Source organism: Lysobacter sp. Root916 (genome assembly GCF_001429785.1).
Taxonomy (GTDB): Bacteria; Pseudomonadota; Gammaproteobacteria; order Xanthomonadales; family Xanthomonadaceae; genus Lysobacter.
In genome coordinates this window covers 110,090-135,452 of record NZ_LMJF01000013.1, presented here as the reverse complement: position 1 = coordinate 135,452, position 25,363 = coordinate 110,090, and the positions used below count along the sequence as shown (strand labels likewise).

Genomic DNA, 25,363 nt, shown 5'->3' with positions numbered 1-25,363 from the left:
TGTGATCCCGCCCAACCCGACGTCTGCTCCCGCTCTTGCCAATCCCGAATCCCAAATCTCAAATCCCGGAGTTTCAAAATGGCTGCCAAAGAAATTCGTTTCGGTGAGGACGCTCGCGCCAAGATGGTGCGCGGCGTCAACGTGCTCGCCAATGCCGTCAAGGCCACCCTCGGTCCGAAGGGCCGCAACGTCGTGCTCGAGAAGAGCTTCGGCGCGCCGACGATCACCAAGGACGGCGTGTCCGTCGCCAAGGAGATCGAACTGGCCGACAAGTTCGAGAACATGGGCGCGCAGATGGTGAAGGAAGTCGCTTCCAAGACCTCCGACAACGCCGGCGACGGCACCACCACCGCGACCGTGCTGGCTCAGGCGCTGATCCGCGAGGGCATGAAGGCGGTCGCCGCCGGCATGAACCCGATGGACCTCAAGCGCGGCATCGACAAGGCCGTGATCGGCGCCGTCGAAGAGCTGAAGAAGATCTCCAAGCCGTCGTCGACGAGCAAGGAAATCGCCCAGGTCGGCGCGATCTCGGCCAACTCCGACGCCGACATCGGCGACCTGATCGCCCAGGCGATGGACAAGGTCGGCAAGGAAGGCGTGATCACCGTCGAGGACGGTTCGGGTCTGGAGAACGAGCTCGACGTCGTCGAGGGCATGCAGTTCGACCGCGGCTACCTGTCGCCGTACTTCATCAACAACCAGCAGTCGATGTCGGCCGAGCTGGACGACCCGTTCGTGCTGCTGTACGACAAGAAGATCTCCAATGTGCGCGACCTGCTGCCGGTGCTGGAAGGCGTCGCCAAGGCCGGTAAGCCGCTGCTGATCGTCGCCGAGGAAGTCGAAGGCGAAGCGCTGGCGACCCTGGTGGTCAACACCATCCGCGGCATCGTCAAGGTCTGCGCCGTCAAGGCCCCGGGCTTCGGCGACCGTCGCAAGGCGATGCTGGAAGACATGGCCGTGCTGACCGGCGGCACCGTGATCTCCGAGGAAGTCGGCCTGCAGCTCGAGAAGGCCACGATCAAGGATCTGGGCCGCGCCAAGAAGGTGCAGGTCTCCAAGGAGAACACCACCATCATCGACGGCGCCGGCGACGGCGACTCGATCCAGGCCCGCATCAAGCAGATCAAGGCCCAGATCGAAGAGACCTCGTCGGACTACGATCGCGAGAAGCTGCAGGAGCGCGTGGCCAAGCTGGCCGGCGGCGTTGCGGTGATCAAGGTCGGCGCTTCGACCGAGATCGAGATGAAGGAAAAGAAGGCACGCGTTGAAGACGCGCTGCACGCCACCCGCGCTGCCGTGGAAGAAGGCATCGTCCCGGGCGGCGGCGTCGCGCTGCTGCGCGCCAAGGCCGCGATCGCGGGCCTGAAGGGCGCCAACGAAGACCAGAACCACGGCATCCAGATCGCCCTGCGCGCGATGGAAGCCCCGCTGCGCGAGATCGTCACCAACGCCGGCGAAGAGCCCTCCGTCATCCTCAACAAGGTGCAGGAAGGTTCGGGCGCGTTCGGTTACAACGCCGCCAACGGCGAATACGGCGACATGCTCGAGTTCGGCATCCTGGACCCGACCAAGGTCACCCGCACCGCGCTGCAGAACGCGGCTTCGATCGCCGGTCTGATGATCACGACCGAGGCGATGGTCGCCGAGCTGCCGAAGAAGGACGAGCCGGCGATGCCGGGCGGCGGTGGCATGGGCGGCATGGGCGGCATGGATTTCTAAGTCCGTAACACCGCAAAACGCAAACGAAAAGCCCCGCAGCGATGCGGGGCTTTTTTGTTGCGCGCGATCGCGGCCATTTGCGGCGTGCCGTCGATCTGACTAGGCTCGAACGACGGACGACCGACCACATGGAGCGCGATATGAAGATGCGGATTGAGTTTGTGCGCAAACTTTGCGTAAAAAATGCACTCAAAAAATTCAGTGTTTCCTCGGCTCTGATTCTGCTCATGTTCGCGGCTTGCGCCGTGGCTCCGGCGAGTGCCGCTGGCGGGATCTTCACCGTGTACATGGCGCCAGCCGATGCCGGCGGTTCGGACTTCAACGATGGGCTGAGCACCGCTACCCCGGTCGCCACGTTGGCGGAGGTGCAGAAAGTGCTGACCGATGCGCGGCCGGATTCGGATGTCGAGGTACGTATTCGCCAGGGCGTGTACGAGGCGCCGCCGCTGGGCTCGTGGACCTTCTATGTACCGGGCCACACGGTCTCGTTCCTGCCCATCGACTACGTTTATGGCGCGGGCGGAGGCAGCATTGCCGGGCTTCCCGTGTTCAGGAACAAACAGAACAGCGACGGCACCTATCCGAATGGGCCCTGGTTGATCGCACGCGTGGGCGGCGCATTGCCCAACGGCGGCGACAGTCGGTTGCGCTTCTACTATCTGCAGGTCGAAAAATACTCCGATGGCCTCAGCGTCGCCGGCCTGCCCTACGGTGAGGACACCGATGGCGGCAATCCCGCCTACTACGCCAAGAACACCGCGGGACTCAACCGCAACGTCGTGTTCGGCATGTACTTCTTGAATATCGGCACCTACTGGACCGGCAACGATACCGGTAGCGGATACGGCGCCATCGTGCTGTCAAACTCATCCAACAACTTGATCGAGAACAGCCACTTCATACGCGTCGAGAACCAAGCCGGTCAGCGGGCGCAACTGCTGCATGGCGTCTATCTCGGTCATTTCAGCGACAACAATTCAATCAAGCGCAATCGCTTCTATTTCAACTCGGGTGCGCCGGTGAAGGTTCGCGACCGCAGCAATTTCAACACCTTCGATAGCAATACCTTCGAGCGCGCGGGCGCCACCGAGTTCTATGCCGACGATGTGTGCGACCCCGAATGCCAGGCGCGTTTTCCGGAAATCGCGCGTGCGCTGGAATGCGCGGGATACCACAATAGCTTCATCAACAATCGGTTGATCTCCGCTTATCAGGGCGGCATGCCCGAACGCGTCTGGCGCATGTTTCCCTGGAGGCGGACCGACGATGAGTCTCAGCATTACGCGGGCGATCCCGCGCGTTGCACGCTTCCGGCCAACGAAGTGCGTCTGTATGTGAGCGGAAATCTGTAGCGGTTGCAGTGCGTTCGCCGTTCGCGCGAAACCAAAAACCCCGCCGCGAGGCGGGGTTTTTTTTGCGCGTTGCGAAGGCGACGCGACCGAGTCGGGCGATACGCCTTGCGCGGGTATCCTCACGCCTTCGTGCAGAGGCTCGCCACGGAAGCGCAGCGTGGTCTAGTGTTGGCGGATCGTAAACGCCAAGGTCGTGCCGCGCACCTCGAAACGGGCGGCCTCGCCGTTGGGCGCGTATGCCACCGAAGGCCCGCTGCGCCGCACGCCGCCGACCGCGCCGATGCGCAGGCGCACGTGATCGCCCACGTTCAAGCGCTGGCCATGAAAATGCAGCGTGCCCAAATCGATTCGTTGGCCCCGATGGTGCGTCATGCGGCCGAGCAAACGGGTCTGGCTGATCACTTGGCCGTCGACCAGGCGTTGCACGACGAAGCGCGCCACGAAGGCGCCTACGTGGATGTAGTCGATGTACTGGTAATGCGGTTCCGGTTCCGCGGACGCTTCTGGCGTGTGCATGGCAGGCCCCCCTCCGTGTGCGCAGCAAGATCGTTCGCGGAGTCTAAGTGAAGACCGGGCGGTCCAGCCGGTGCTTCCGGGCCGGCTTGGACCGCTTGGCGGGTCGGCGGCCGATGGGCGCCGCGCGCGTTTACCGCCGACCTCGCATGGGCGGACAATGGCGGCCTGATCCAGCAACGGAGGCGGGATGCGATCCAGCCGGAGGTACTTGCAAACGATGGTGCTGGCCCTGGCCTGGCTGCTGCTCAGCGGCTGCGCGGTGGTCTCGGTCAAGCAGCACACCGCCGACGATGCCGCGATCGCGCGTCGCGCCGACGTGCTCAGCAGCGGCAAGCTCAGCACCGACGCCACCACCTCCCTGGCCGCGGCCGGCCTGGACAGTAGCGCCTGCACGCGCGATCCCGCGCCTTGCGTGCAGCAATTGCGCGCCGCCGTGCCAGTGGAAGCCTGGCTGGCTACCGCGGCGGAGTTGCAGCTCGCGCGCCTGCAATCGGACAAAGAGGCGCAGGCCACGGCTGCGCCGCTGCGCACCCAGCTGGCGGCCGATGCCGCGCGCTGGTCCTACGCCTATCTGTTCCTGACCCCGCGCACGCCGGAGCAACGGGTGTTCGAATCGCGCCAGCAGCGCGTGCTGGCGATCTACAACCGGGCGGTCGAGCTGCTGGCTCAGGCCACCTTCGAGGCCAGCCGCGCCGAAGGCGGCGTCGGCAGTTCGCCGGTGCGGGTCGGCGAGCTGGAGACCACCGTGGTCCTGCACGGCTTCGAAGCCAGCCAGCTGGGCACCCAGCCCGACGAACTGCTGGCCTCCGACACCCTGGGCTTCGACAACCTGCGCGCGGTGTATCGCCGCGACGGTTTCGGCTCCAGCCTGGTCGCGGTGTATCCGCGTCCGCAGCGCGACCCCGATCAGGCCCAGGTCGCTTACCGCGACACCCGCTACCTGCCGGTGACGGTGACCGTGCGTTTTCCGGGCGACAGCCTGGACGCGGTGCTGGCCAGCCGCCAGCTGCGCGTGGACGCCTACAACCCGTACCGGATCGACAGCGAGACCATCGCCGGGCGCACCGTGCCCCTGGCGGCGAATTTCTCGGCCGCCTACGGTGTGTGGCTGGCGCGTTCGGACCTGGCCAAGCTGAGCCTGGCCAGCCTGCTCAAGCCGCGCCAGAGCACGGTGTTCAAGCCGCGCGTGTATCTCAACCAACCTTACGATCCCGACAAGCGCGTGATCATCCTGGTGCACGGCCTGGCCAGCAGCCCCGAAGCCTGGGTCAATCTGGCCAACGAATTGCTGGGCGACGACGAGCTGCGCGGCCAGTACCAGGTCTGGCAGGTGTTCTATCCGACCAACCTGGGCCTGCTCGCGAGCCGGCAATCGATCGACGCCGCGCTGCAGGCCACCTTCCGCCACTACGATCCGGACGGCGACGATGCCGCCAGCCGGGATGCGGTGCTGGTCGGGCACAGCATGGGCGGGGTGATCGCGCGCCTGCTGGTCAGCGACAGCGGCGAGCGCGTGCTCGACGCCAGCCTGGCCTCGTTCTCGCCCGAGCAGACCGCGCGCCTGCGCAAGGAGCCGCTGGTGCGCGGCCTGACCGTGTTCGCGCCGATGCCGCAGGTCGGGCGTGTGGTGTTCATGGCGGCGCCGCATCGCGGTGCGGGCGTGGCCGACGGCTGGGCCCTGCGAGTGGTGCGCAAGCTGATCGGGCTGCCGTTCGAGGTGCTGCGCGAAACCGCCGAATTGGCGCAGCGCGCCGACGTCGATGAGCAGGCGTTGCAGAAGGTCGGCTTCCGTAAGGGACGGCCGCCGACCGGTCCCGACGATCTGAGCCCGACCTCGTGGTTCATGCGCATCACTGCCGGAGTGCCGATGGAGCCCGGCCTGCCGTTCCACACCATCGTCGGGCGCAAGGACCCGGCGCTGCCGCTGGCGCAGTCCAGCGACGGTTATGTGCCTTACGCCAGCGCGCACCTGGACGGCGCGGTCTCGGAACTCGCGATCACCTCCGGCCACAGCGTGCAGGAGACCCCGCAGGCCATCATCGAACTGCGCCGGATCCTGCGCGAGGACGAGCGCGCGCACGCGAAGCCTTGAGTCTGCGGCGAGCATCGCAGCGGCGTGCGGGCCGCCGGCAGCCCTGCGTCACCTCTCGCTTTGCTGTCGACTGGCGTCGCCTGTTGGGATTAATCTTAAAAATCAATTAGATAGCAAGAAGCGGGCGTGGAAGCTATGTTTCCGATAAAGAAAATATATTTCAAATAAGGACAAATACCTATAGATCGGAGAACCCGAGATGGTTAGGGTGGGGGTGTCCCGATAGGGGCTCACGATGCTCCTCCACCCAAGACAGGGGGTTCCATGCATAAGACATTGCGCTTGCTGGCCGCTGGCATTTCAGCCGCGCTCGCGGTCTCGGCCTCGGTCGGCGCTCATGCCGCCGACGCCGCCCATGCCGCGCAGACGGCGCGCGTCAATCAGCTGCTCTCCAGTCCGCTGGGCAAAACCCTGCTCAGCCGGAACGCGGGGGACGATTTCACCGTTCGCAGCGTGATCACCGATCCCGACGGTACCGAACACCTGCGCATGGACCGCAGTTATCGCGGCCTGCCGGTCATCGGCGGCGATGTGGTGGTGAAGAACCGGCGCGGCGCGCTCAAAGGCGTGATGCAGATGCTGCGCGGGCTGGAGCGTCCCTTGCTGGTCCCCACCCTGAGCGCCGAGGAGGCGGCGATCGAAGCCGGCGTGCATTTCCCGGGCACGGTGAAGGCCATCGCCGACCATCGCCTGGTGGTGTACGCGGGGCGCGGTAAACCGGCGCTGGCCTATCAGGTGCAGTTGCTGGACGAACGACACGACGTGATCTATTACATCGATGCCAAGAACGGCAAGTTGCTCGCCGCTCACAGTCAGATCATGACCGGGCACGCTTACGGCGTCGGCAAGACCTTACGACACGGACAGGTGGTCTTCCCGGTGGACCTGACCGGAACCACGTGGCAGCTGTACGACCACACCCGTGGCGGCAACCACGTGCTCGATGGCCGTCGCAATTTCGTCGACGCGAACTTCTACAAGAAGGCAACGATCTTCCCCGGTCTGCACGGCATCTGGGGCGATCACACCACGAACAACGCAAACTCCATCGGCGCCGATGCCCACTACGCGCTGGCGATGACCTGGGACTACTACCGCGATGTGCACGGCCGCTGGGGCCATGCCAACAACAGCGTGGGCATGAAGGTGTACGCCAACGTGGACTTCGGGCCTCCGTCTGGCGGCGTCCAGGGCCAGTGGTACAACGACATCATGTATCTCGGCTACGGCAATGCGGCCGCCGGAATCGGCCCGATCGCCTCGCTGGATTTCATCGGCCATGAGTTCACCCATGGCGTGACGATGAGCACCGCCAAACTGGTTTATGCCGGCGATCCGGGCGGCTTGAACGAGGCCTCCTCGGACATCATGGGCACGATGGTCGAGTTCCACACCAACAACGCCTTGGATCCGCCCGACTATCTGGTCAGCGAACAAGTCCGCGACAACAGGTACCCCTTCCGCTGGATGTACTACCCGGCCTATGACGGCCATTCGTTCAATTGCTGGCCGGCAGGCGGGTTCCAGCCCGGGGTGGCGGCGCACGACCCGCATGCGGCCTCCGGCGTGGGCAACCGCTTTTTCTATCTGCTGGCCGAGGGCGCGGTCGCTCCTCCCACCAGCCCGGAGCTGACGCCGGCGCAACTGGTCTGCAATGGCGATACCACCCTGGTGGGCATCGGCCGCGAAAAGGCCGCCAAGATCTGGTACCGCACCCTGACCGCCAAGCTGTTGTCGCACAGCAATTACCCGCACGCCAAGTTGGCCAGCATCGAGGCCGCCGGTGAGTTGTACGGCGTGAATTCGATCGAGCAGCAGACGGTCGCGCGGGCGTGGTCCGCGGTCAGCGTTCCCTGATCGATCGCCACCGCTGAGCATCGTCGTAACGAATGCACGGCCCGCACCGCGGGTCGTGCATTCGCGGCCATCTCGATGCATCGAAGTGCGCGCCGGTGCGGTGGCCACCGCACCCTAGGGCATGCGTCGAAACAAGCGCACCGCGTTCGTAGGATGCGGTGAGCCATAGGCGAACCGCATCATCGCCATGCATCGAACCCCCGCGCCGGTGCGGTTGCCACCGCACCCTACGACTTGCGCCGAAACAAGCGCACCGCGTTCGTAGGATGTGGTGAGCGTAGGCGAACCGCATCATCGCCATGCACCGGAACCGCGCCCGTGCGGTTGCCACCGCACCCTACGGGCGCCTAGCCTCAATGATGCCGGCTGCTGTCGATCCCGCCGCCCTTGCCGTCGGGCACCAGCACGCGCACGTTCTGCATCATGCCCTGGTCCTCGTGTTCGAGGATGTGGCAATGCAGAACATACTCGCCGATGTAGCGCTGGTAGCGAGTGCGCACGAACACGCGATAGCCCTTCTTCACGAACAGGGTGTCCTTCCAGGTGCCCTTGGTGTTGGCATATTGCGGGTCGTTCTTCTCGCCGCTGACGCTGACGTCCTGGCCCTGCGGGTCGAGGATGCGCGAGACCTGGAACGGATTGACGTGGATGTGGAAGGGATGGCCGCCGAGCTCCGAGCGCAGTTCCCATTCCTCGACGTTGCCCAGGATCAGGTCGCGCGATTTGCTCGGGTCGTAGGGGTAGCCGTCGACCATGTATACGTTCGGGATCCGGCTGCCGTCGATGTTGAACACCAGGTCCTGCTTGCCGGTGAGTTCGCCGTCGCCGATATCCGGGTGCGGCACGAACGCGTCCAGGCGCAGGCCGTCGCGCAGCGCCGCGACGATGCCGGCGCGCAGGTCGGTCGGCATCTGGGTTTCGGCGGCCGCGACCAGGCGATCGGTTACGTAGGGCCGCAACTGCGCGATCGGCGCGCCGCTGCCCGCGGCCACGGTGGCCACGCCCAGCAGCTGGCGGTCCTCGGCGGCGTTGAGGATGCTGGCGCTGGCCGGCGCGGCGGCGTCGATCACGCAGTACTGGCCGGCCTTGGGGAACACGACCAGGGCGTCGCTGCGATAGCCCGGCTGCAACACGTTCTCCGCTTTCTCGATCGCGCGCGCATGGCTGAGGCCATCGGCTGCGACCTCGAACTGCGGCACCACCGGGCCGGTGCAATTGCGCGCGACCCAGTTGTCCAGCGCGGTGCCGGACAGGCCTTCCAGGCTGCCGGGGTTGGCGCGCAGTTCGCGCAGCTGCAGGTTGATGGTGTCGCGCACGCCCGCGTGCAGCAAGCGCCAGCGCTCGATGCGGCCGGCGACCAGGCCGGTGAAGGTCGGCAGCACGTCGCCGTTGATGCTGGTGTGGCGCCCGGACTGCACCCAGGTGTCGATCTTGGCGCCGGGCTCGAAGCCGAACTGGTCGTAGCCTTCGATCTCGCCGACATCGCCGGGGTCGCAGACCCAGGCCACGGTCTCGCCGGCGGCGTTCTTGCGCACCTTGATCTTGCCGGTGGCCTTGTCGCGACAGGCGTAGGCGACCTGCTGGAACAGCAGCACGCGCTCGGGCAGGGCGCTGCCGTCGGGCTCGCGCAGCAGGGTGTCGAGATCGCCGGTGCGGCCCGGCGCGGGCAGGCGGTTGCCGCGCACCAGCAGCGCGCCGGCCATGCCGCTGGACACCTGCAGCGCGGTCGAGCCGTGCAGATGCGGGTGATACCAGTAGGTGCCGGCCGGATGGTCGGCGGGCAGGTTGTATTCGTACTCGAACTTCACGCCCGGTCGCAGCGTCAGCAGCACGTTGTCGCTGTTGCCGGTCGGGCTGACCCACAGGCCGTGCGAATGCAGGTTGGTGGAGTTGAAGCAGTGCGGGATGTTGATGTCGGAGTGCGCGCAGTCCTTCTGCTCGGGCAGGCTGTTGTCCAGGCGGATGCGCACGGTCTCGCCGGGCGAAGTCACGATGGTCGGCGCCACGAAAGGCACGTCAGGATGGGTGCCCGGGCTTTGGTAGGAGCGCAGGTTGACCTCGTCGTAGCGCTGGCTCTCGGGGTTCCAGATTCGCGAACGGGTATAGACGATACGCAGGTCCAGCTGGGCTTCGTGGGTGTCCAGCGGCTGCGCGCCCTTGGGCGTCAGGCTCAGCAGCGGTTTGGCGGCGTCGCCGGAGCGCAGCATGCGCGCCATCACCGGCTGATCGAGATCGCGTTCGTCCGGCGCGGTGTCCTGCGCCGTTGCGAGCGGCGCGAATGCGAGCAGGCAGAGTAAGGGCAGGGCGGTGGCCTTGCGCTCGCGCCGCGCGCGGCCGAGGCCCGGAATCGAGTCCAGGGAAATGCGTTCCATGCGTCGGTGCTCCTGATGGCGGAGTGGATGTGCCATCCGAGCATATAGCCGGCCGTGAACCCGCGCACTGGCGTGTATTGGCGACGCGCTTGCGTGCGCGCGGGTGCTGCGCCGCCGCAATCGGTGACGCGCCGCGCGAGCGGAATCGCGGGATTCGCCGCGCACTCACGCGCAGGCGCGTCGCGCGCGGGCGATGCGCAGCGAGCGGAGAACGTCGGGAACGCGCAGGCGCGCGTCCCCGCCGCGCCGACCGCCGATGCCGTGGCACCGACGGACGGTCGGTCCGCCTTACATCGACTGCGCCTGGCGCTGTTCCTTCAGCGGCGCCGGCTGGGCCGGGGTCTGGCCCTGGTTGAGCGCGTCGAGCTGGCGGAAGGATTCCTCGGCCGACGGCGCCTTGTCGGTGGGCACGCCGACGCGCACATGGGCCGGGTCGCTGAGCCCGCCCTGGACCAGGAACGCGGTCTTGCCGACTTCCTTGGTCACCGGGTCGACGCTGAGGGCGACATGGTCGGGGCTGGTGATGCCGTTGCGCTTGCCTTCCACGGTCATGCCGGCGGCGATGCGGTCCAGATCGCCCTCGGACATGCTGCGGCCGTGGCGCGCGAACTCGCCTTCGACCTTGTCGCGGATGCCGGTGAACAGCTTGTGGTCGGCATGCTCGGCGCTGCGCGGATCGACGCGGATGTGCGAATGCGTGTCCTCCAGCAGCTTCTCCAGCGGCGAGTTGATCGGCACTGCCGTGTGGGTGGTCTTGGTGTGGTCGAAGTGACCCGGCTTGGGCGTGCTGGTGCTGGTATCGACATAGGCCTGGCGCCCAGCCGAATTCGCGCCCAGGTCGATGCCGTTCTGCTCCATCAGGCTCTCGTTGAGCTTGAGCTGGGTCATGTTCAGATGCACCGCCGGCTTGCTGCCGTCGGCGGTCTTGCCGTGCGCGTGCTCGAGCTGGCTGATGTAGCTGACGTAGCTGGCGCCGTAGTAGTTGGCGTAGTCGGAATTGCCGTTGTGACCCAGACGCGCCTGCGAGCCGGGCATGTCGAAGTAGTACTTGCCCATCGCCTTGATGTTGTCGGCGCTTTGCGCCATCGACAGGTCGGCGCCGACGGTGAGGTCGGGCTTCATGGCATAGGTGAAGTTGGGTGCGGTGCCGCTGCGGTTGATGAAGTCTCCGGCGCGGCCGGGCGATTTCAGGTAGACGTCCTCGAGCGTGGCGGTGGGCTTGGCCTGACGCACGTTGCCGACCAGCGCGTTCCAGCCGGCGATGTGGGCCTTGGCCTCGTCGTCGCGGTTGGTCTGGATCATCTTGCCGACGATCGTGGTGTAGTCGTGCACCGAGGCAGGGCTCTTGGCCATCGCCGTGGCTTCGGTGGCGAAGGTCGACAGGGCGGTGGCGCGATCGGTGCGGAAGTAACCGTGCTGCACTTCGTGGCCGAGCACGAAGGTCATGTTGCCGGCGTTGTAGCTGCCGCCGGGCGCGTTCTCCAGGCCCTTGATCGGCAGCAGCATGGTCTGGTCGCCGCTGCGGTAGGCGCCGCCGGCGTGCGGGTCGGTCAGCGCGGCGAAGCCCTTCAGGTGGCCCTTGGTGACGACGTCGTTGAGCTGCGCCATCAGGGCCGGCGAGCCGTTGATCGTGGCGGTGAGGTTCGTGACGGCTTCGGCGCTGACGCCGGACTGCTTGCCGAAATCGTCGATGAGTTTCTGCAGATCTGCACTGATAGGCATGACGGGATCCTTCCCTTACTCGACCGTGATCATCTTCACGCAGTGGTGGGTGGTCTTCTCCGGCGTTTCGCTGGATTCGCCCTCGATATAGACCTCCAGCGACAGCGTCGGACGCTGGAACCGGTAGTGGTCGACCCGGCCGTGTTCGCCGTAGCTGATGCTGTCCTGGAAGCCCATGCCCTTGAGCGCCTCGGCGTACTGCTTGAAGTCGACGCCGCAGATCGCGCTCATCGGCGCGTTGCCCTCGCCGGTGCGCGAGAAGTCGAAGATCAGCTTGTTCCTGTCGGCGCCGTCGGGCTTGGTCACGTACAGGTTGTAGGCCCAGTCCGGGGTCAGCTGGGCGCCGGTGCCGAACGAATCGGCGCGGCCGGCCGCGCGCTGGATCGCCAGGCCGGTCTGCTGTTCCACGTATTCGGGGGTGAGCTGATCGCTGGACTTGAGCCCCTCGATCAGCTTCAACACGCGCCGGCTGATGTCGTCGGCGGTGAGCTGGGGGGTGGCGGTGGTGGTCATGGATTCCTCCTTGATGGACGTCTTGTCTGTAGGCTCGTTCTGCGACACATGCGCGCAGGCGGCCAAGGCGAGGCTGCTCAGCGGCAGCGCGCACCAGGTGATGAGGGAAGCGAAGGGGGAAGTGCGGCGGGGCGGCGGCATGGCGTCTCCTCCTTGGACGCTGGGGACTTCCCAGTTATAGAACATGCGTTGACCCCTAACAACGACAGAACCGTGTCGCGCAGGACAGGCGAAACCGTCTCTGGCCTGGACGCGATCCGGCCTGCGTTGCCAGTGCAGAACCCGACGAGGAAGCGCGTATGGCCCGCACGCCCCTGTACTCCTTATTGCGCCGCGCGGCCCGCATCGCGCGCGCGTCCCTGCATGCGCGCCAGCCCCTGGACGAGCTGCAGGCCTACGCCGACGAACGCCGCACCGACCTGCGCCGGCGCCGCCTGCTGCAGGGCGCGGGCGCCGGCCTGGTGCTGGCCGGTTGCGCGCAGGCGCCGCCGCGCGCACTGCTGCCGCCGGACGAGGAGGTGGTGGTGGTCGGGGCCGGCATCGCCGGCCTCACCGCGGCCTGGCGGCTGCGCCAGGCCGGCGTGCGGGTGCGCGTGTTCGAGGCCCAGGGCCGGGTCGGCGGACGCATGCTGAGCCTGCGCGATCATTTCCCGGACGGCCAGGTGATCGAACTGGGCGGCGAATTGATCGACAGCAACCATCTGCGCATCCGCGCGCTGGCCGGCGAGCTCGGCCTGGCCCTGGACGACTTGCTGGAAGGCGATGCCGGCACCGACCGCTGGTACTTCGACGGCCGCCGCATCGACGAGCGCGAACTGGTCGAGGCCTTCGTGCCGGTCGCCGCCTTGATCGAGCGCGACCTCGCGCGCCTGGGCGACGGCGACATCACCTACCGCGACGCCCAAGGCGCGCAGGTGCTGGACGCGCTGTCGATCGCGCAATGGCTGGATGCGAACCAGGTCGGCGGTTGGCTGCGCAAGCTGATCGACGTGGCCTACACCACCGAGATGGGACTGGCGATCGAAGCGCAGTCGGCCTTGAACCTGCTGACCTTCATCGGCACCGACGACAACGCCTTCGCGGTGTTCGGCGAAAGCGACGAGCGCTTCCACGTGCGCGGCGGCAACGACCTGATCGTGCAGCGCCTAGGCGGCAAGCTCGAGGACGCGGTCGAGACCGGGCAGGTGCTGGAATCGGTGCGCGCGCAGGCGCGCGGCGGCTACACGCTGTCGTTCCGCGCCGGCGCCGGCTCGCGCCAGGTGCAGGCGAAGCAGGTGGTGCTGGCCCTGCCGTTCACCCTGCTGCGTCAGGTCGCGATCGAGGCCGACCTGCCGCCGGTCAAACGCCGCGCGATCGATACCCTGGCCTACGGCAGCAACGCCAAGCTGATGATCGGTTACGACCGCCGGGTCTGGCGCGAGCACGGCGCCAACGGCGCCTCGATGAGCGACCTGAGCTATCAGACCAGTTGGGAGACTTCGCGCAAGCAGCCCGGCCGTGGCGGCGTGCTGACCAACTTCACCGGCGGCCAGCACGGCATCGACCTGGGCCAGGGCACGCCGCGCGAGCAGGCGCAGGCCGCGACCGAGGCCTTGGAGCGCGTGTTCCCCGGCCTGCTGCAGGCGCGCGTCGGCCAGCGCGAGGCGCGTTTCCACTGGCCCAGCCACCCCTGGACCCTGGGCAGCTACGCCTGCCTGCGTCCCGGCGATTGGACCGGTCTGCGTGGGGCCATGGGCGAGTCGGTGGGCGGCCTGCATTTCGCCGGCGAGCATTGCGCGCTCGACACCCAGGGCTTCATGGAAGGCGGCTGCGAATCGGGCGAGACCGCCGCGCGCGCGGTGCTGGCCCAGCTGCGTCTGAGCCAGTTCCGGCGCGGGCCGAGCCCTATTCAGGTAACTGCCTGAATCCCGGGGCTTTTTGAACTGACGGGTATCGTTTTGCAGTGCAGCGTGCAAAGGGGATAACGTTTCCTTCACGATCGCCCCGCATCCCGACGTGGGGGAGGGAGCAGGCCCGCAACCGGTTCGACCGGGGCGGGCTTTTTTATTGCCCGCTAGTTCGCGTTCCACCTCCATCCGCAAGCGTCGTGCCAGCACCGCGCGACAGTCGGTGGCCGTTTTCGGCCGCAAATCCGTGCCTTGAGACCCCTTCCGCATGGGCCTACCCTGCTTCGGCACGGGGGAAGACCGTGACGCAAGTCACTCTTATCCAGGAGAAGGGGTTATGAAGCGTTGGACATTGGCTGTATGCGCGGCCGCGTTGGCTGCGGGCAATGCGCATGCGGCGACTTACGTCGTACAGGCGAAAGCGCAGAACTTCAGTCCAGCCCTCGCCGCCAAGATCGCCGCCGCCGGCGGTCAGGTGAAGGCGCGCTATGCGCAGATCGGCGTGGCGATCGTCGAGGCCGACGACAGCTTCGCCGCGCGCGCGCTGCAACTGGGCGAAATCGAATCGGCGTCGCGCGACCAGGTCTTGCAGTTCGAACAGCCGACCGTGGTGAGCGGGCTCAGCCTGGGCGAGAACGCCGCCAGTCCGCCCAACACCGGCGACAACGACACCCGCTTCGACTTGCAGTGGGGGCACACCGCGATCCGTGCCACCGACGCGTGGGCGCGCGGATATCGCGGCGCCGGCGCGGTGGTGGCGGTGCTGGATTCGGGCGTGGACTGCACGCATCCGGACCTGGTGCCCAACCTTCTGATCAATCTCAACACCTCCTTCGTGGCCGGCGAGGGCGCGTGCGCGACGCGTCCGTTCCCGGCCTTCAACCACGGCACCCACGTCGCCGGCACCATCGCCGCCGCCGACAACGGCATCGGCATCATCGGCGTGGCGCCCTCGGCCAAGTTCTTCGCGGTCAAGGTGCTGTCCGAGTTCACCGGCAGCGGCAGCTTCGCCGGCATCCTGCAAGGCATCCTCTACGCCACCGACAACGGCGCCGACGTGATCAACATGAGCCTGGGCGTGTCCGGCGGCCTGCCGATCGCCGCTGACACCAAGGACCTGATCAAGGCGATGCAGAAAGCGGTGTTGTACGCGCGTCAGAACAACACCATCGTGATCGCGTCCACCGGCAACGACGCGATCGACTTCGATCGCGCGGTCGATGCCGACGGCAACCGCCTGATGTCGTTCCCGGGCGGCGTCGACGGCGTGGTCGGTATCTCCGCGACCGCGCCGATCGGCTGGGCCTTGAACTTCAATACCAACCTCGACATCCCGACCAGCTACACCAACTACGGCAAGCACACGGTCCACTTCGCCGCGCCGGGCGGCGACTCGGTGTATCCGGGCAACGAGAACTGCACCGTCGCCGGCCTGTTGCGGCCGTGCTGGGTGTTCGATCTGGTGTTCAGCGACAGCACCGGCGGCTTCTCCTGGGCCGGCGGCACCAGCATGGCCTCGCCGCACGCGGCCGGCATCGCAGCGCTCATCATCGGCGCCAACGGCGGCGATCTGCAGGTTTCGCGGGTGGAGAACGCGCTCAGGCAAGGCGCGGCCGACCTGGGCACGCACGGCGTCGACGAGTTCTTCGGCCAGGGACGCGTGAACGCCAACGATTCGCTGCGCTAAGCAGCCACCGCGCAGGGGCGCCGCGACCGATGGTGACCGGTCGTGGCGATGCGAACGCCCGTCGCGCCTGCCGCGGCGGGCGTTCGCTGTTTGCGCGCTACTGAACGCCGCGGCCGCCATGCCATCATCGCAGGATGTCCGCATCCGTCTCCATGCCCTCCGACGCGACCGAGCGCGCGCTTGCGCGCCTGCGCGCGTCCGCGCCCGAGACCGCCGCCGCGCTGTCCGATCCCGACCTGGCCCAGCGCGTGGCCCGGGTCGCGGCGATCAGCGATTTCGCCATCGATACCCTGGCACGCCAGCCGGCGTTGCTGCGCGCGCTAGCCGCCGACGACGGCGCCCAGCCCTGGCCTGCGCCCGAACTGCCGCCGGAACAGCGCGCCGACTGGGGCTGCCTGCTGCGCCGTTATCGCGCGGCCGGCTCGACCCGGCTGATCTGGCGCGACGCGCTGGGCCTGGACGAGGTCGACGCCACCCTGGCCGGCAGCACCGCCCTGGCCGAGATCTGTCTGCAGCGTGCGCTGGACGCGCTGGAAGCCGAGTTCGCCCAACGCTACGGTGCGATCCGCGACCGCGACGGCCGGCTGCAGCGGCTGGTGGTGTTCGGGCTGGGCAAGCTCGGCGGCGGCGAACTCAACTTCAGCTCCGACGTCGACCTGGTCTACGCCTACGAGCACGACGGCAGCACCGAATACGACGGCCGCGACCCGGCGCGCGCGTTGGACGCCGAGAATTACTTCGCCAAGCTCGGCCAGCAGCTCGCGCGCCTGCTCGACGAGGTCACCGCCGACGGTTTCTGCCACCGCGTCGACCTGCGCCTGCGCCCCTACGGCAATGCCGGCCGCCTAGCCTGGTCGTTCGCGGCGATGGAGCAGTATTTCCAGCGCGAAGGCCGCGACTGGGAACGCTACGCCTGGCAGAAGGCGCGTCCGGTCGCCGGCGATCTGGACGCCGGCGAACGTTTTCTGGAAGCGTTGCGCCCGTTCGTGTACCGGCGCTACCTGGATTTCGGCGCGCTCGACGGCTTGCGCGCGATGAAGGCGGCGATCAGCGCCGAAGTCGCGCGCAAGGAACTGGCCGACGACATCAAGCGCGGGCCGGGCGGCATCCGCGAGATCGAGTTCCTGGCCCAGGCCCTGCAACTGATCCGCGGCGGCCGCGAGCCCGAATTGCGCGGCAGGCGCTTGCTGCCAGCGCTGCGCGAGCTGATCGCCCAACGCCAGATCGGCGAAGCCGCCGGCGCGGCCCTGATCGACGACTACCGTTATCTGCGGCGGCTGGAAAACCGCCTGCAGATGCTGCGCGACGCCCAGACCCACGCCTTGCCCGAGGGTGAGGACGACAGGCTGCGAATCGCGCGGGGGCTGGGCTACGCGGATTGGGATGGGCTGCGCGCCGAACTCGATCCGCGCCGCGCGCGCGTGACCGCCGAATTCGACGCCCTGCTCGCACCGCGCCGGCGCACGGTCGCGCCGAACGCGCTGACCGTATATTGGGGCGCGCTGCCTGAAGCGGGATCGGCCGAGGTGCTGGCCGACGCCGGCTTCGAGGATGCGACCGCGGCCGACGCCATGCTGCGCGATCTCGCCCGCAGCCCCGGCGTGCGCGGCTTGTCGGACGGCGCGCGCGCGCGCCTGGATCGCGTTCTGCCGGCATTGCTGCAAGGCGCGGCGGTGTCCTCGCAACCGATGCTGGCCTCGAAGCGTCTGCTCGCGCTGCTGCACAACATCCTGCGTCGCAGCGCCTACCTGGCCCTGCTCGACGAACAACCGGCCGCGCTGTCGCGTCTGCTGGAGGCCGTGACCCGCAGCGCCCTGCTGGCCGAACGTCTGGCCGCGTATCCGCTGCTGTTGGACGAACTGCTGGACGCGCGCGTGGCCGGGCCCTTGCCGGGACGCGCCGAATTGATCGCGGCCTGCGAGGAGGTCGACGAGGGCGACGACACCGAGGCCACCCTGCAGGCCTTGAACGAGGTGCGTCAGGCGTTGAGCTTCCGCATCGCCCTGGCCCTGCGCGATGGCCGTCAATCGGCCGAGGAGAGCGCGCGCCAGCTGGCCTGGCTGGCCGACGGCGTGGTCCTGCGCGTACTCGCGCTGGCCGAGCGCGATATTGCCGCCGCGCATGGGCGCGTGCCGGGGTCGCGCTTCGTCGTGCTCGGCTATGGCAGCCTCGGCGGCGAGGAACTGGGCTTCGGGTCCGATCTGGATCTGGTGTTCCTGTACGACGCGCCGCGCGCGGACGGCACCTCCGTGGAGGGCATGCAGTCCGATGGCGCGCGGCCGCTGGACGCGGTGCGCTGGTTCGCGCGCCTGGCCCAGAAGGTGGTCGCGCTGTTGGGCGCGGTGACCGCGGCCGGGCGCTTGTTCGATGTCGACGTGCGCCTGCGCCCGGACGGCGCCAAGGGCCTGCTGGTGTCGTCGCTGACCAGCTTCGCCGACTACCAGCGCGAGCGCGCCTGGACCTGGGAGCACCAGGCGCTGGTGCGCGCCCGCAGCGTGGCCGGCGATCCGGGGCTGCGCGAGGATTTCGAGCGCGTGCGCGCGCAAACGCTGGCCAGCGCGCGCGATCCGGCCAAGGTGCGCGAGGACGTGGGCGCGATGCGCTTGCGCATGCGCGCCGAGCTGGACCGCAGCGATGCGGCGGCGTTCGATCTCAAGCAGGGCGAGGGCGGCCTGGTCGATCTGGAATTCCTGCTGCAGGCCTTAGTGTTGCGCGAGGCGCAAGCGCATGCGGCCTTGTTGACGCCGCGCGATACGCCGGGGCTGATCGGGATCGCGCAGTTGGTCGGGGTGTTGGACGAGGTCACCGCGACGTCGCTGCGTTCGGCGCACACGACCTTGTTGGCGCGAGGCTTGGATTGCACTTTGGATCGGCGTGCGCGACGGGTGGCGCCGGACGAGGCGGTGGAGGCGGCGCGTGCGGCGATACGCGCGGCGGCGAAGGCGCAGGGTTTGGCGTTCGACTGAATAACTTGCTTAGGTAGCCGATCCCATCCTCCGCGGTTCCGCTCGCTCTACGTTGTCATCCCTGCACAAGCGGGCTCCGCTTTACTTCGGCGTAGCCGAGCATGCGGCGCCTTCGGCGCTCTCCTGCAGGCGCTTGGACATGATGCCTTTGCTGTTGCTCGTCATCCCCGCGAAAGCGGGGATCCAGTGTCTTTAGCGCCTTCCTACAAGCAAGTCCCATCCTTTGCTTTTGACTCACTCCTTTGTAAAAGGGTGAAGCTGCGCGGCTTACGAACCGCAGGTTCGTGCGCGGCTGAACGCCGGCAGGCGCTTCCGCCTGCTGCGCATGCGGGTCACTTTCTCTTGCTAGCCCAAGAGAAAGTAACCAAAGAGAAGGGCTAGCGTGACCAACCCTCCCCTGCGAGTTTGGTGCGTGCGCCGGGATTTTTCGAATGGACATCCCTGTCCATTCGAAAAACGGCGCGCGTCCTGCGCGCCGCCCTACGGGTCTGCGGCTGTCTGTGTGAGTGCGTTGCTTTTGGACTTCAATGCCGCGGCAACGGCAACGGCAACGGCAACGGCAACGGCAATCGCAGCCGCGGCTGCGTGAAAGACGGCACTCGTAGGATGTGGTGAGCCGCAGGCGAACCGCATCGTCGCGTAGCGCGTCGTTGCGCTAAGCGCCCAACCCCAGACGCCGTCGCACCTCGTCGGCGATGCGTGCCGTCTCGCGCAGCGGCGTGACCGCATACGGCGCGAGCGCATCGGTGGCGTCGAAGAGGCGGGCTCGGCCGCTAGCGAGCAAAGCGTCGACGAAGCGGCGCGGGCGGCCGCTGAGCGCGTCGATGCCGGCGATGTACAACGGCACGGTGGTCGCGGCCGCTTCCGACAACAGATTGACCGAATCGGCCGTGCAGACCACGCGGTCCGCCCAGCCGAGCAGGCCGGCGTAGGGATTGGCGCCGTCTTCCGGGCCGGCCCAGACCACGCCGGGTACGTGCGCGAAGCGCGCGCGCAACTGCTCGCGCACCATCGCCGGCGTGCGGCGCGACGCGGTCGCGAGCACGCTGCCGCCCTCGCGTTCCACCAACGCGGCGACGCGCGCGATCAAGTTTTCGAACATGCCCGCATCGAACGCGGCATGCGCGCTGGGGCCGCCCAACAGCAAGGCCGTGCGCGGCGCGGGCAGGGCGGCGAAGGCCGGGAAGGCGCTGCGCGCGGCGGCCAGCCAGAGGTCGTCGACCGGATGCAGGCTGCCGAGCGGGGACAGGCTGTTGGCCGCGCGCAAACCGTCGTGTTCGGGCGCGATCACCAGGTCCCAGTGGCGGCTGTCGATGCGCGGATCCAGGATCTGCACCGCGCGCGCGCCACGCAGGCGCAACAAGCGGGTCGCGAGCGCGGCCTGGCGCCCGCAGCCGATCGCCAGCGCCGGCGGCGCCGCCAGCACGCCTGCGAACGCGGCACCGAAGGCGCGCGTGGCGCCGGGCAGGCGCCGCGGCGCGGCCCAGGCCCAGGGCGCCCGCGCTTCCAGCACGAACTCGCGCGCCGGCCGGCCCAGCGCGGCCGCCAGCGCCTGGGCCTGACGGACGTTGCCGGCGTGTCCATCGGTCAGGACCAAAGTGTCATCCATGGTTGTAACCGAGCTTGAAGGCGTCTTTTGTTGCACTGGTGCTATCAATCCGTTCCGGCGATGGCGGCGTTGCTTAACGGCCCGGACTCTACACTTCTCCCCTTGGCCGCGGCGCTCCCGCTCCGGCACCCCTTGGAGACTCCGATGTCCTCGACCTTGTCCGATGCCGCACTGGACCAGCTATTCCGTACCGCCCGCACCCATAACGAGCTCGGCGGCGAGGTTAGCGACGATACCCTGCGCGCCCTGTACGACCTGATGAAGTGGGCGCCCACCAGCGCCAACATGTCGCCCGGCCGCTACGTGTTCGTGAAGTCGGCGGCAGCCAAGGAGAAGCTGCGTCCGGCGCTGTCGGAAGGCAACCTGGAAAAGACCATGAAGGCGCCGGTGACGGTGATCGTGGCCCACGACGAGGACTTCCACGAGAAGCTGCCCTACCTGTTCCCGCACACCGACGCCAAGGCCTGGTTCGACGGTCCGCGCGAAGGCCGCAGCGCCGCCGCGTTCCGCAACGGCAGCCTGCAGGGCGCCTATGTGATCCTGGCCGCGCGCGCGCTGGGCCTGGACGCCGGCCCGATGTCGGGTTTCGACAACGCCAAGGTCGACAAGGCTTTCTTCGCCGGCACGCCGATCAAGTCCAACTTCCTGATCAACCTCGGCCACGGCGACGCTTCCAAGCTGTTCCCGCGTTCGCCGCGCTTGTCCTTCGACGAGGTCGCGCAGATCCTGTGATCCGCGCCGGTTTCGTTTTCCCGTAGTACGCCCCGCACAGACCGGCCTTAGGGCCCCACCCGGAGATTTCCCGCCATGAAGCGCTTCCTGCTCGCCGCCGCCGTCGCTCTCGCCTTCGCGGGCGCCGCCACGGCCGCTCCGCTGACCTACAAGATCGATCCCAACCACACCGACGTCGTCGCCGGCTGGAGCCACTTCGGCTTCTCCAACCCGGTCGCCCACTTCGGCCAGGTCGACGGCAGCATCACCTACGATCCGGCCAAGCCGTCGGCGTCCTCGGTCGAGGTCACCATCCCGCTGGCCGGGCTGAACTCGCACGTCGCCGCGTTCGACGAGCACCTGCGCAGCGAGGATTTCTTCGACGCCGCCAAGTACCCCAACATCACCTTCAAGAGCACCAAGGTCGAGGCCGCGGGCGAGAAGAAGCTCAAGGTCACCGGCGACCTGAGCGTGCACGGCGTGACCAAGTCGGTGGTGCTGGACGTGACCATCAACAAGGTCGGCGAGCAGCCGATGGCCAAGCGCGCGGCGGCCGGCTTCGACGCCAGCACTACAATCAAGCGCAGCGAGTTCGGCGTGGGCAAGTACGTGCCCAACGTCAGCGACGAGGTGACGATCCACATCACCACCGAAGCTATCGTGCCCAAGCCGGAAGCGGCGAAGCAGTAAGCGCCATGATCGTCGAACGCCCTTCCGCGAGCCGCGGCCGCGTCCAGGCCGGTTGGCTGGACAGCCACCACACGTTTTCCTTCGGTGGCTATTACGACCCGGCCTGGATGGGCTTCGGCCCCTTGCGCGTGATCAACGAGGACCGCGTCGCTCCCGGCGCGGGTTTCTCGCCGCACCGCCACGCCAACATGGAAATCCTGAGCTATGTGCTCAGCGGCGGTCTGGCGCACAAGGACAGCACCGGCGGAGGCGGCACCATCCGCCCCGGCGAACTGCAGTGGATGAGCGCCGGTCACGGCGTCGAGCACAGCGAGTTCAACGCCTCCGAATCGGAGCCGGTGCATTTCCTGCAGATCTGGATCCAGCCCGACCGCCTCAACGCCCAGCCCGCCTATGCCCAGCGCGAGGCGGGTGTGCGCGGCGAGGGCTGGAGCCTGCTGGCCTCGCCGGACGGGGCCCAGGGCAGCATCGCGATCCGCCAGCAGGCGTGGTTGTACGGCGCGCGTCCGGTCCAGGGCGAAACCCTGCAACATGAGCTCGATCCCGCACGCCTGTACTGGCTGCATGTGGCCGAAGGCGAGGTCGAGGCCAATGGGCGCCGCCTGCAGGCGGGCGATGCGCTGGGGTATCGGGAAGAGGACGGTGCTTTGAGCATCGTTGGGCTCGGTGCCGAGGCGGCGAATGTGTTGTTCTTCGATTTGCCGGTGTAGTAAACCCTAGCCCCTTCTCTCTGTTCCCTTCTCTCGCACCCTCGGGAGAAGATGCCCGCAGGGCGGATGAGGGTCCGGGATGAGGTTTGAGCTGCGCGGTCGCGCCGGACCCTCACCCCAACCCCTCTCCCGCAAGCGGGAGAGGGGCTCAGTTCCACTAGCTCTTGGTCTTCTCTTCTTTTTCTGGAAAGGCGCTGTCCAAAGGGCAGATGAGGGCCGGAATCGCCCACCCCGCACCTGCTAAACTGCGTGTCCGCGTCGCCACTCGCCGTTCCGTCATGACCGCAGCCAACGCCCATCCCACCCAGGCCAACGCCGAACAGCGCTACACCGTCACGCGCGCGGACCTGCCTTTGAGCTGCCCGCTGCCGTCGATGGCGCTGTGGAATTCGCATCCGCGCGTGTACCTGCCGATCGAGGCCGAGCGCGAATGCCAGTGCCCTTACTGCGGCGCGCTTTTCACCCTGGTCGACGACTGAGCCCGCGCGGCCACGCCGCAGGTTCCGCGTGCGCCCGCTGACCGTAGTGCAATTGCTGCCGGCGCTGGAGTCCGGCGGCGTCGAACGTTCCACTCTGGAGATCGCCGACGCGCTGGTGCGTGCCGGCCATCGCGCGCTCGTGGTCTCGGCCGGCGGCCGGCTGGTGCCGCGCCTGCTCGCCAGCGGCGCCGAGCACATCGAACTCGACATCGGGCGCAAATCCCTGCTGAGCCTGCGCCACGGGCGCGCGCTGCGACGCCTGTTCGCCGACACCGGCGCCGACATCGTGCACGCGCGCTCGCGCCTGCCGGCCTGGCTGACCCGGCTGGCCCTGCGCGGCATGCCGGCGACGGCGCGTCCGCATTTCGTCACCACCGTGCACGGGCTCAATTCGCCGTCGCGCTACAGCGCGGTCATGACGACGGGCGAGCGCGTGATCTGCGTGTCCGACACCGTGCGCGGGTACGTGCTGCGACATTACCCCGACACCGATCCGGCCAAGCTGCGCACGATCCCGCGCGGCATCGATCCCGCCGCGTTCCCGCGAGCGCCGATGCCGGATCGCGAGGCGCGCGCCTGGGCCGCGTCGCTGCATCCCGCGCTCGCCGGCAGCGGGCCGTTGCTGCTGCTGCCCGGTCGAGGTACCCGCCTCAAGGGCCATGCCGATGCGCTGAGTCTGCTGGCCGCGCTGCGCCGCGACGGCGACGATGCGCGCCTGTGGCTGCCGGGCGCGCGCGAGGCCGGGCGCGAGGCCTACATCGCCGAACTCGAACGCGAAGCCCAGGCGTTGTGCGTGGCCGATGCGGTCGCTTTCACCGCGCCCACCGACGCGATCGCGCGCGCCTATGCCGCCGCCGATCTGGTGCTGCAGCTGTCGCGCAAACCTGAGGCCTTCGGTCGCACCGTGGTGGAGGCCCTGTCGGTGGGGCGCGCCGTGCTCGGCTGGGCCCACGGCGGCGTCGGCGAACTGCTCGCGCAACTGCAACCGCGCGGGGCGGTGGCGCCGTTCGACCCGGTCTTACTGCACGCGGCGGCTCGCGAATTGCTAACGCATCCGCCCGCGGCAACGGATACGATTGCCTATTCCTTGCGTGCGATGCAGGAGGCCACGCTTGGCGTCTACGCCGAATTCCCCCGCCGACCGCGCTGATCCGCGTTGGGTCGATCCCAACCCGCCGAAGCCGGCGGGCGTCGCGCATGGCTGGCGATGGGCGCCGGCCTGGATCCTGGCCTATGTCGCGCTGTGGCCGGCGCCGGGCTACGCCGAGGCGGTGCTGGTGCTGGGCGCGCTGGCCGCGATCGTGCACCTGGTCGCCTCGCGTTTCCGCAGCGGCGGCCAGTTGCTGAGCAATCCGGCATGGGCCCTGACCAGCGTGCTGTTCTTCGCCTACTGGTTGCCCGAGCTGGTCTCGGCCTTCGATGCGGTCGACACGCCGCACGCGCTACGCAAGGCGCTGGAAGACATTCGCTATCTGCCGTTCCTGTGGCTGGCGGCCTCGGCGGTCGCCAATCCGCGCGGGCGCCGGACCATCTTCGGCGGCCTGGCGGTGATCGTCGCGATCTGGACGGTGGACGCCTTGTTGCAGGCGCTGACCGGCGCCAGCCCGCTGTTTTCGGCGCTGGACGCGATCAAGCGCGGCATCAGCGGTCACGGCATGTGCACGCCGGAGGAAATCGCCGGCGTCGACCGCCTCAGCGGCGTACTCGGCCCGTGCAATCTCAAACTCGGTCAGGTGCTGGCCAGCCTGTCGCCGTTCGCGCTCTACGCCGGCGGCCGGCGCTACGGCATGGGCGGTTGGTTGATCGCGGCCGCGGGCGTCGGCCTGGTGGTGGTGTTGGCCGGTTCGCGCGCGTCGTGGATCACCTACGCGCTGGTGCTGGTGCTGTCGGGCTGGCGCTTGCTGGGCTGGAAGCGCCTGCTGGGCGTGTTCGCGTTCGGCGCGATCGCGGTGGCGACCATCGCCGTGGTCTCGCCGCAGGTGCGAGAGCGCATCGTGCGCACCACCCTGGTCCGCAGCGCCGACGCCGAGGGCGTGGACAGTGCGCTGTCCGGACGCGCGCGCATCTGGGGCGCCGCGCTGTGCATGGCGCGCGAGAACCCGATCAATGGCGTCGGCGCGCGCGGCTTCCGCGAGGCCTTCCCGGCCTGCGACCCCGATCCCGGCAAGCAGGCCGCCTGGGGCTACGGCCCCGCGCTGCACGCGCACCAAGTGGTGCTGGAAGTGCTCAGCGAGACCGGCCTGTTCGGTTTGTTGATGTGGCTGGCAGGCGTGGCCCTGGCCTGGCGGGCGTGGCGGTTCGCCGACGACGCCGCGCGCGATCGCGCGCGCCCGGCCATGCTCGCGATCGCGGTCACGCTGTTTCCGTTCAACACCCATCTGGCCTTCTATTCGACCTTCTGGGGCGGCCTGGCGCTGATGCTGGTGGCTTTGTATGCGGGGAGCTTGTTGTCGCAACCGGCCGAGAAGCAGGAGTGAGTCTG

Annotated in this window: 18 protein-coding genes; 13 read left to right on the top strand and 5 right to left on the bottom strand. The window is 68.0% G+C overall.

Annotated features, from left to right (window positions below; all coding sequences use genetic code 11):
• Window positions 1-78 precede the first annotated feature (78 nt).
• Window positions 79-1,719 (top strand): chaperonin GroEL, encoded by a 1,641-nt coding sequence (groL, locus tag ASE35_RS13050; protein WP_056180298.1) that lies wholly within the window; start codon window positions 79-81, stop codon window positions 1,717-1,719.
• Between the two features lie 140 nt (window positions 1,720-1,859).
• Entirely contained in the window at window positions 1,860-3,071 is a 1,212-nt protein-coding gene (locus ASE35_RS13045) for a right-handed parallel beta-helix repeat-containing protein (protein ID WP_162259059.1), read from the top strand.
• 162 nt (window positions 3,072-3,233) lie between these two features.
• Here ASE35_RS13045 and ASE35_RS13040 read toward each other — a convergent pair whose 3' ends face one another.
• Window positions 3,234-3,587, bottom strand: a complete 354-nt coding sequence (locus ASE35_RS13040) for a hypothetical protein (protein ID WP_057160913.1) — start codon at window positions 3,585-3,587, stop codon at window positions 3,234-3,236.
• A 217-nt stretch (window positions 3,588-3,804) separates the two neighbouring features.
• Between ASE35_RS13040 and ASE35_RS13035 the strand changes: the two genes are divergently transcribed.
• Together ASE35_RS13035 and ASE35_RS13030 are read left to right on the top strand one after the other, a co-directional pair.
• A complete protein-coding gene (locus ASE35_RS13035; protein WP_057164140.1) occupies window positions 3,805-5,679 on the top strand; it encodes an alpha/beta hydrolase in 1,875 nt (624 codons plus the stop codon).
• 264 nt (window positions 5,680-5,943) lie between these two features.
• A complete protein-coding gene (locus ASE35_RS13030) occupies window positions 5,944-7,536 on the top strand; it encodes a M4 family metallopeptidase (RefSeq protein ID WP_082611265.1) in 1,593 nt (530 codons plus the stop codon).
• Between the two features lie 353 nt (window positions 7,537-7,889).
• Here the strand turns inward: ASE35_RS13030 and ASE35_RS13025 are convergent, their stop codons facing one another.
• From ASE35_RS13025 to ASE35_RS13015, 3 genes are all read right to left on the bottom strand, one after another.
• Window positions 7,890-9,908, bottom strand: coding sequence for a multicopper oxidase domain-containing protein (locus ASE35_RS13025; RefSeq protein WP_057160911.1), 2,019 nt, complete (start codon window positions 9,906-9,908; stop codon window positions 7,890-7,892).
• 288 nt (window positions 9,909-10,196) lie between these two features.
• Window positions 10,197-11,630 (bottom strand): XVIPCD domain-containing protein, encoded by a 1,434-nt coding sequence (locus tag ASE35_RS13020; RefSeq protein ID WP_056180283.1) that lies wholly within the window; start codon window positions 11,628-11,630, stop codon window positions 10,197-10,199.
• Window positions 11,631-11,645: 15 nt separating this feature from the next.
• Window positions 11,646-12,143 carry a hypothetical protein gene (locus ASE35_RS13015; RefSeq protein ID WP_157489459.1) on the bottom strand — a complete coding sequence of 166 codons (498 nt, stop codon included), beginning with the start codon at window positions 12,141-12,143 and terminating at the stop codon, window positions 11,646-11,648.
• Window positions 12,144-12,442: 299 nt separating this feature from the next.
• On the opposite strand from ASE35_RS13015, the gene ASE35_RS13010 reads away from it, so the two are divergent.
• From ASE35_RS13010 to glnE, 3 genes are all read left to right on the top strand, one after another.
• Window positions 12,443-14,047, top strand: coding sequence for an NAD(P)/FAD-dependent oxidoreductase (locus ASE35_RS13010; protein ID WP_057164137.1), 1,605 nt, complete (start codon window positions 12,443-12,445; stop codon window positions 14,045-14,047).
• A 319-nt stretch (window positions 14,048-14,366) separates the two neighbouring features.
• A complete protein-coding gene (locus ASE35_RS13005; RefSeq protein ID WP_162259057.1) occupies window positions 14,367-15,716 on the top strand; it encodes a S8 family serine peptidase in 1,350 nt (449 codons plus the stop codon).
• Window positions 15,717-15,850: 134 nt separating this feature from the next.
• Window positions 15,851-18,682, top strand: coding sequence for a bifunctional [glutamate--ammonia ligase]-adenylyl-L-tyrosine phosphorylase/[glutamate--ammonia-ligase] adenylyltransferase (glnE, locus tag ASE35_RS13000; protein WP_057164135.1), 2,832 nt, complete (start codon window positions 15,851-15,853; stop codon window positions 18,680-18,682).
• Window positions 18,683-19,337: 655 nt separating this feature from the next.
• Here glnE and ASE35_RS12995 read toward each other — a convergent pair.
• Entirely contained in the window at window positions 19,338-20,291 is a 954-nt protein-coding gene (locus tag ASE35_RS12995; protein ID WP_057164134.1) for a mitochondrial fission ELM1 family protein, read from the bottom strand.
• 144 nt (window positions 20,292-20,435) lie between these two features.
• Here ASE35_RS12995 and ASE35_RS12990 point away from each other — a divergent pair, with 144 nt between their 5' ends.
• The 6 genes from ASE35_RS12990 to ASE35_RS12965 all read left to right on the top strand — a co-directional run bounded on the left by ASE35_RS12990 (window position 20,436) and on the right by ASE35_RS12965 (window position 25,358).
• On the top strand, window positions 20,436-21,023 hold the full coding sequence (locus ASE35_RS12990; protein ID WP_056180267.1) for a malonic semialdehyde reductase: 588 nt from the start codon (window positions 20,436-20,438) through the stop codon (window positions 21,021-21,023).
• Between the two features lie 75 nt (window positions 21,024-21,098).
• Entirely contained in the window at window positions 21,099-21,692 is a 594-nt protein-coding gene (locus ASE35_RS12985) for a YceI family protein (protein WP_056180264.1), read from the top strand.
• Window positions 21,693-21,697: 5 nt separating this feature from the next.
• Window positions 21,698-22,402, top strand: coding sequence for a pirin family protein (locus tag ASE35_RS12980; RefSeq protein WP_057160903.1), 705 nt, complete (start codon window positions 21,698-21,700; stop codon window positions 22,400-22,402).
• 278 nt (window positions 22,403-22,680) lie between these two features.
• Window positions 22,681-22,881: a zinc-finger domain-containing protein gene (locus tag ASE35_RS12975; RefSeq protein WP_056180259.1), complete on the top strand. Its 201-nt coding sequence runs from the start codon at window positions 22,681-22,683 to the stop codon at window positions 22,879-22,881.
• A gap of 28 nt (window positions 22,882-22,909) precedes the next feature.
• On the top strand, window positions 22,910-24,031 hold the full coding sequence (locus tag ASE35_RS12970; RefSeq protein ID WP_057164133.1) for a glycosyltransferase: 1,122 nt from the start codon (window positions 22,910-22,912) through the stop codon (window positions 24,029-24,031).
• Window positions 24,032-24,104: 73 nt separating this feature from the next.
• Window positions 24,105-25,358, top strand: coding sequence for an O-antigen ligase family protein (locus tag ASE35_RS12965; protein WP_057161135.1), 1,254 nt, complete (start codon window positions 24,105-24,107; stop codon window positions 25,356-25,358).
• The last annotated feature ends 5 nt before the right edge of the window (window positions 25,359-25,363 follow it).

Bases quoted from the DNA above. Each gene is read 5' to 3' on its own strand.
- ASE35_RS13035 (WP_057164140.1), top strand. From the start codon at position 3,805: ATGGTGCTGGCCCTGGCCTGGCTGCTGCTCAGCGGCTGCGCGGTGGTC.
- ASE35_RS13030 (WP_082611265.1), top strand. From the start codon at position 5,944: ATGCATAAGACATTGCGCTTGCTGGCCGCTGGCATTTCAGCCGCGCTC.
- ASE35_RS13010 (WP_057164137.1), top strand. From the start codon at position 12,443: ATGGCCCGCACGCCCCTGTACTCCTTATTGCGCCGCGCGGCCCGCATC.
- ASE35_RS13045 (WP_162259059.1), top strand. From the start codon at position 1,860: ATGAAGATGCGGATTGAGTTTGTGCGCAAACTTTGCGTAAAAAATGCA.
- glnE (WP_057164135.1), top strand. From the start codon at position 15,851: ATGTCCGCATCCGTCTCCATGCCCTCCGACGCGACCGAGCGCGCGCTT.
- groL (WP_056180298.1), top strand. From the start codon at position 79: ATGGCTGCCAAAGAAATTCGTTTCGGTGAGGACGCTCGCGCCAAGATG.
- ASE35_RS12975 (WP_056180259.1), top strand. From the start codon at position 22,681: ATGACCGCAGCCAACGCCCATCCCACCCAGGCCAACGCCGAACAGCGC.
- ASE35_RS13020 (WP_056180283.1), bottom strand. From the start codon at position 11,630: ATGCCTATCAGTGCAGATCTGCAGAAACTCATCGACGATTTCGGCAAG.
- ASE35_RS13005 (WP_162259057.1), top strand. From the start codon at position 14,367: ATGAAGCGTTGGACATTGGCTGTATGCGCGGCCGCGTTGGCTGCGGGC.
- ASE35_RS12995 (WP_057164134.1), bottom strand. From the start codon at position 20,291: ATGGATGACACTTTGGTCCTGACCGATGGACACGCCGGCAACGTCCGT.
- ASE35_RS12985 (WP_056180264.1), top strand. From the start codon at position 21,099: ATGAAGCGCTTCCTGCTCGCCGCCGCCGTCGCTCTCGCCTTCGCGGGC.
- ASE35_RS12990 (WP_056180267.1), top strand. From the start codon at position 20,436: ATGTCCTCGACCTTGTCCGATGCCGCACTGGACCAGCTATTCCGTACC.
- ASE35_RS13025 (WP_057160911.1), bottom strand. From the start codon at position 9,908: ATGGAACGCATTTCCCTGGACTCGATTCCGGGCCTCGGCCGCGCGCGG.
- ASE35_RS12980 (WP_057160903.1), top strand. From the start codon at position 21,698: ATGATCGTCGAACGCCCTTCCGCGAGCCGCGGCCGCGTCCAGGCCGGT.
- ASE35_RS13015 (WP_157489459.1), bottom strand. From the start codon at position 12,143: ATGACCACCACCGCCACCCCCCAGCTCACCGCCGACGACATCAGCCGG.
- ASE35_RS13040 (WP_057160913.1), bottom strand. From the start codon at position 3,587: ATGCACACGCCAGAAGCGTCCGCGGAACCGGAACCGCATTACCAGTAC.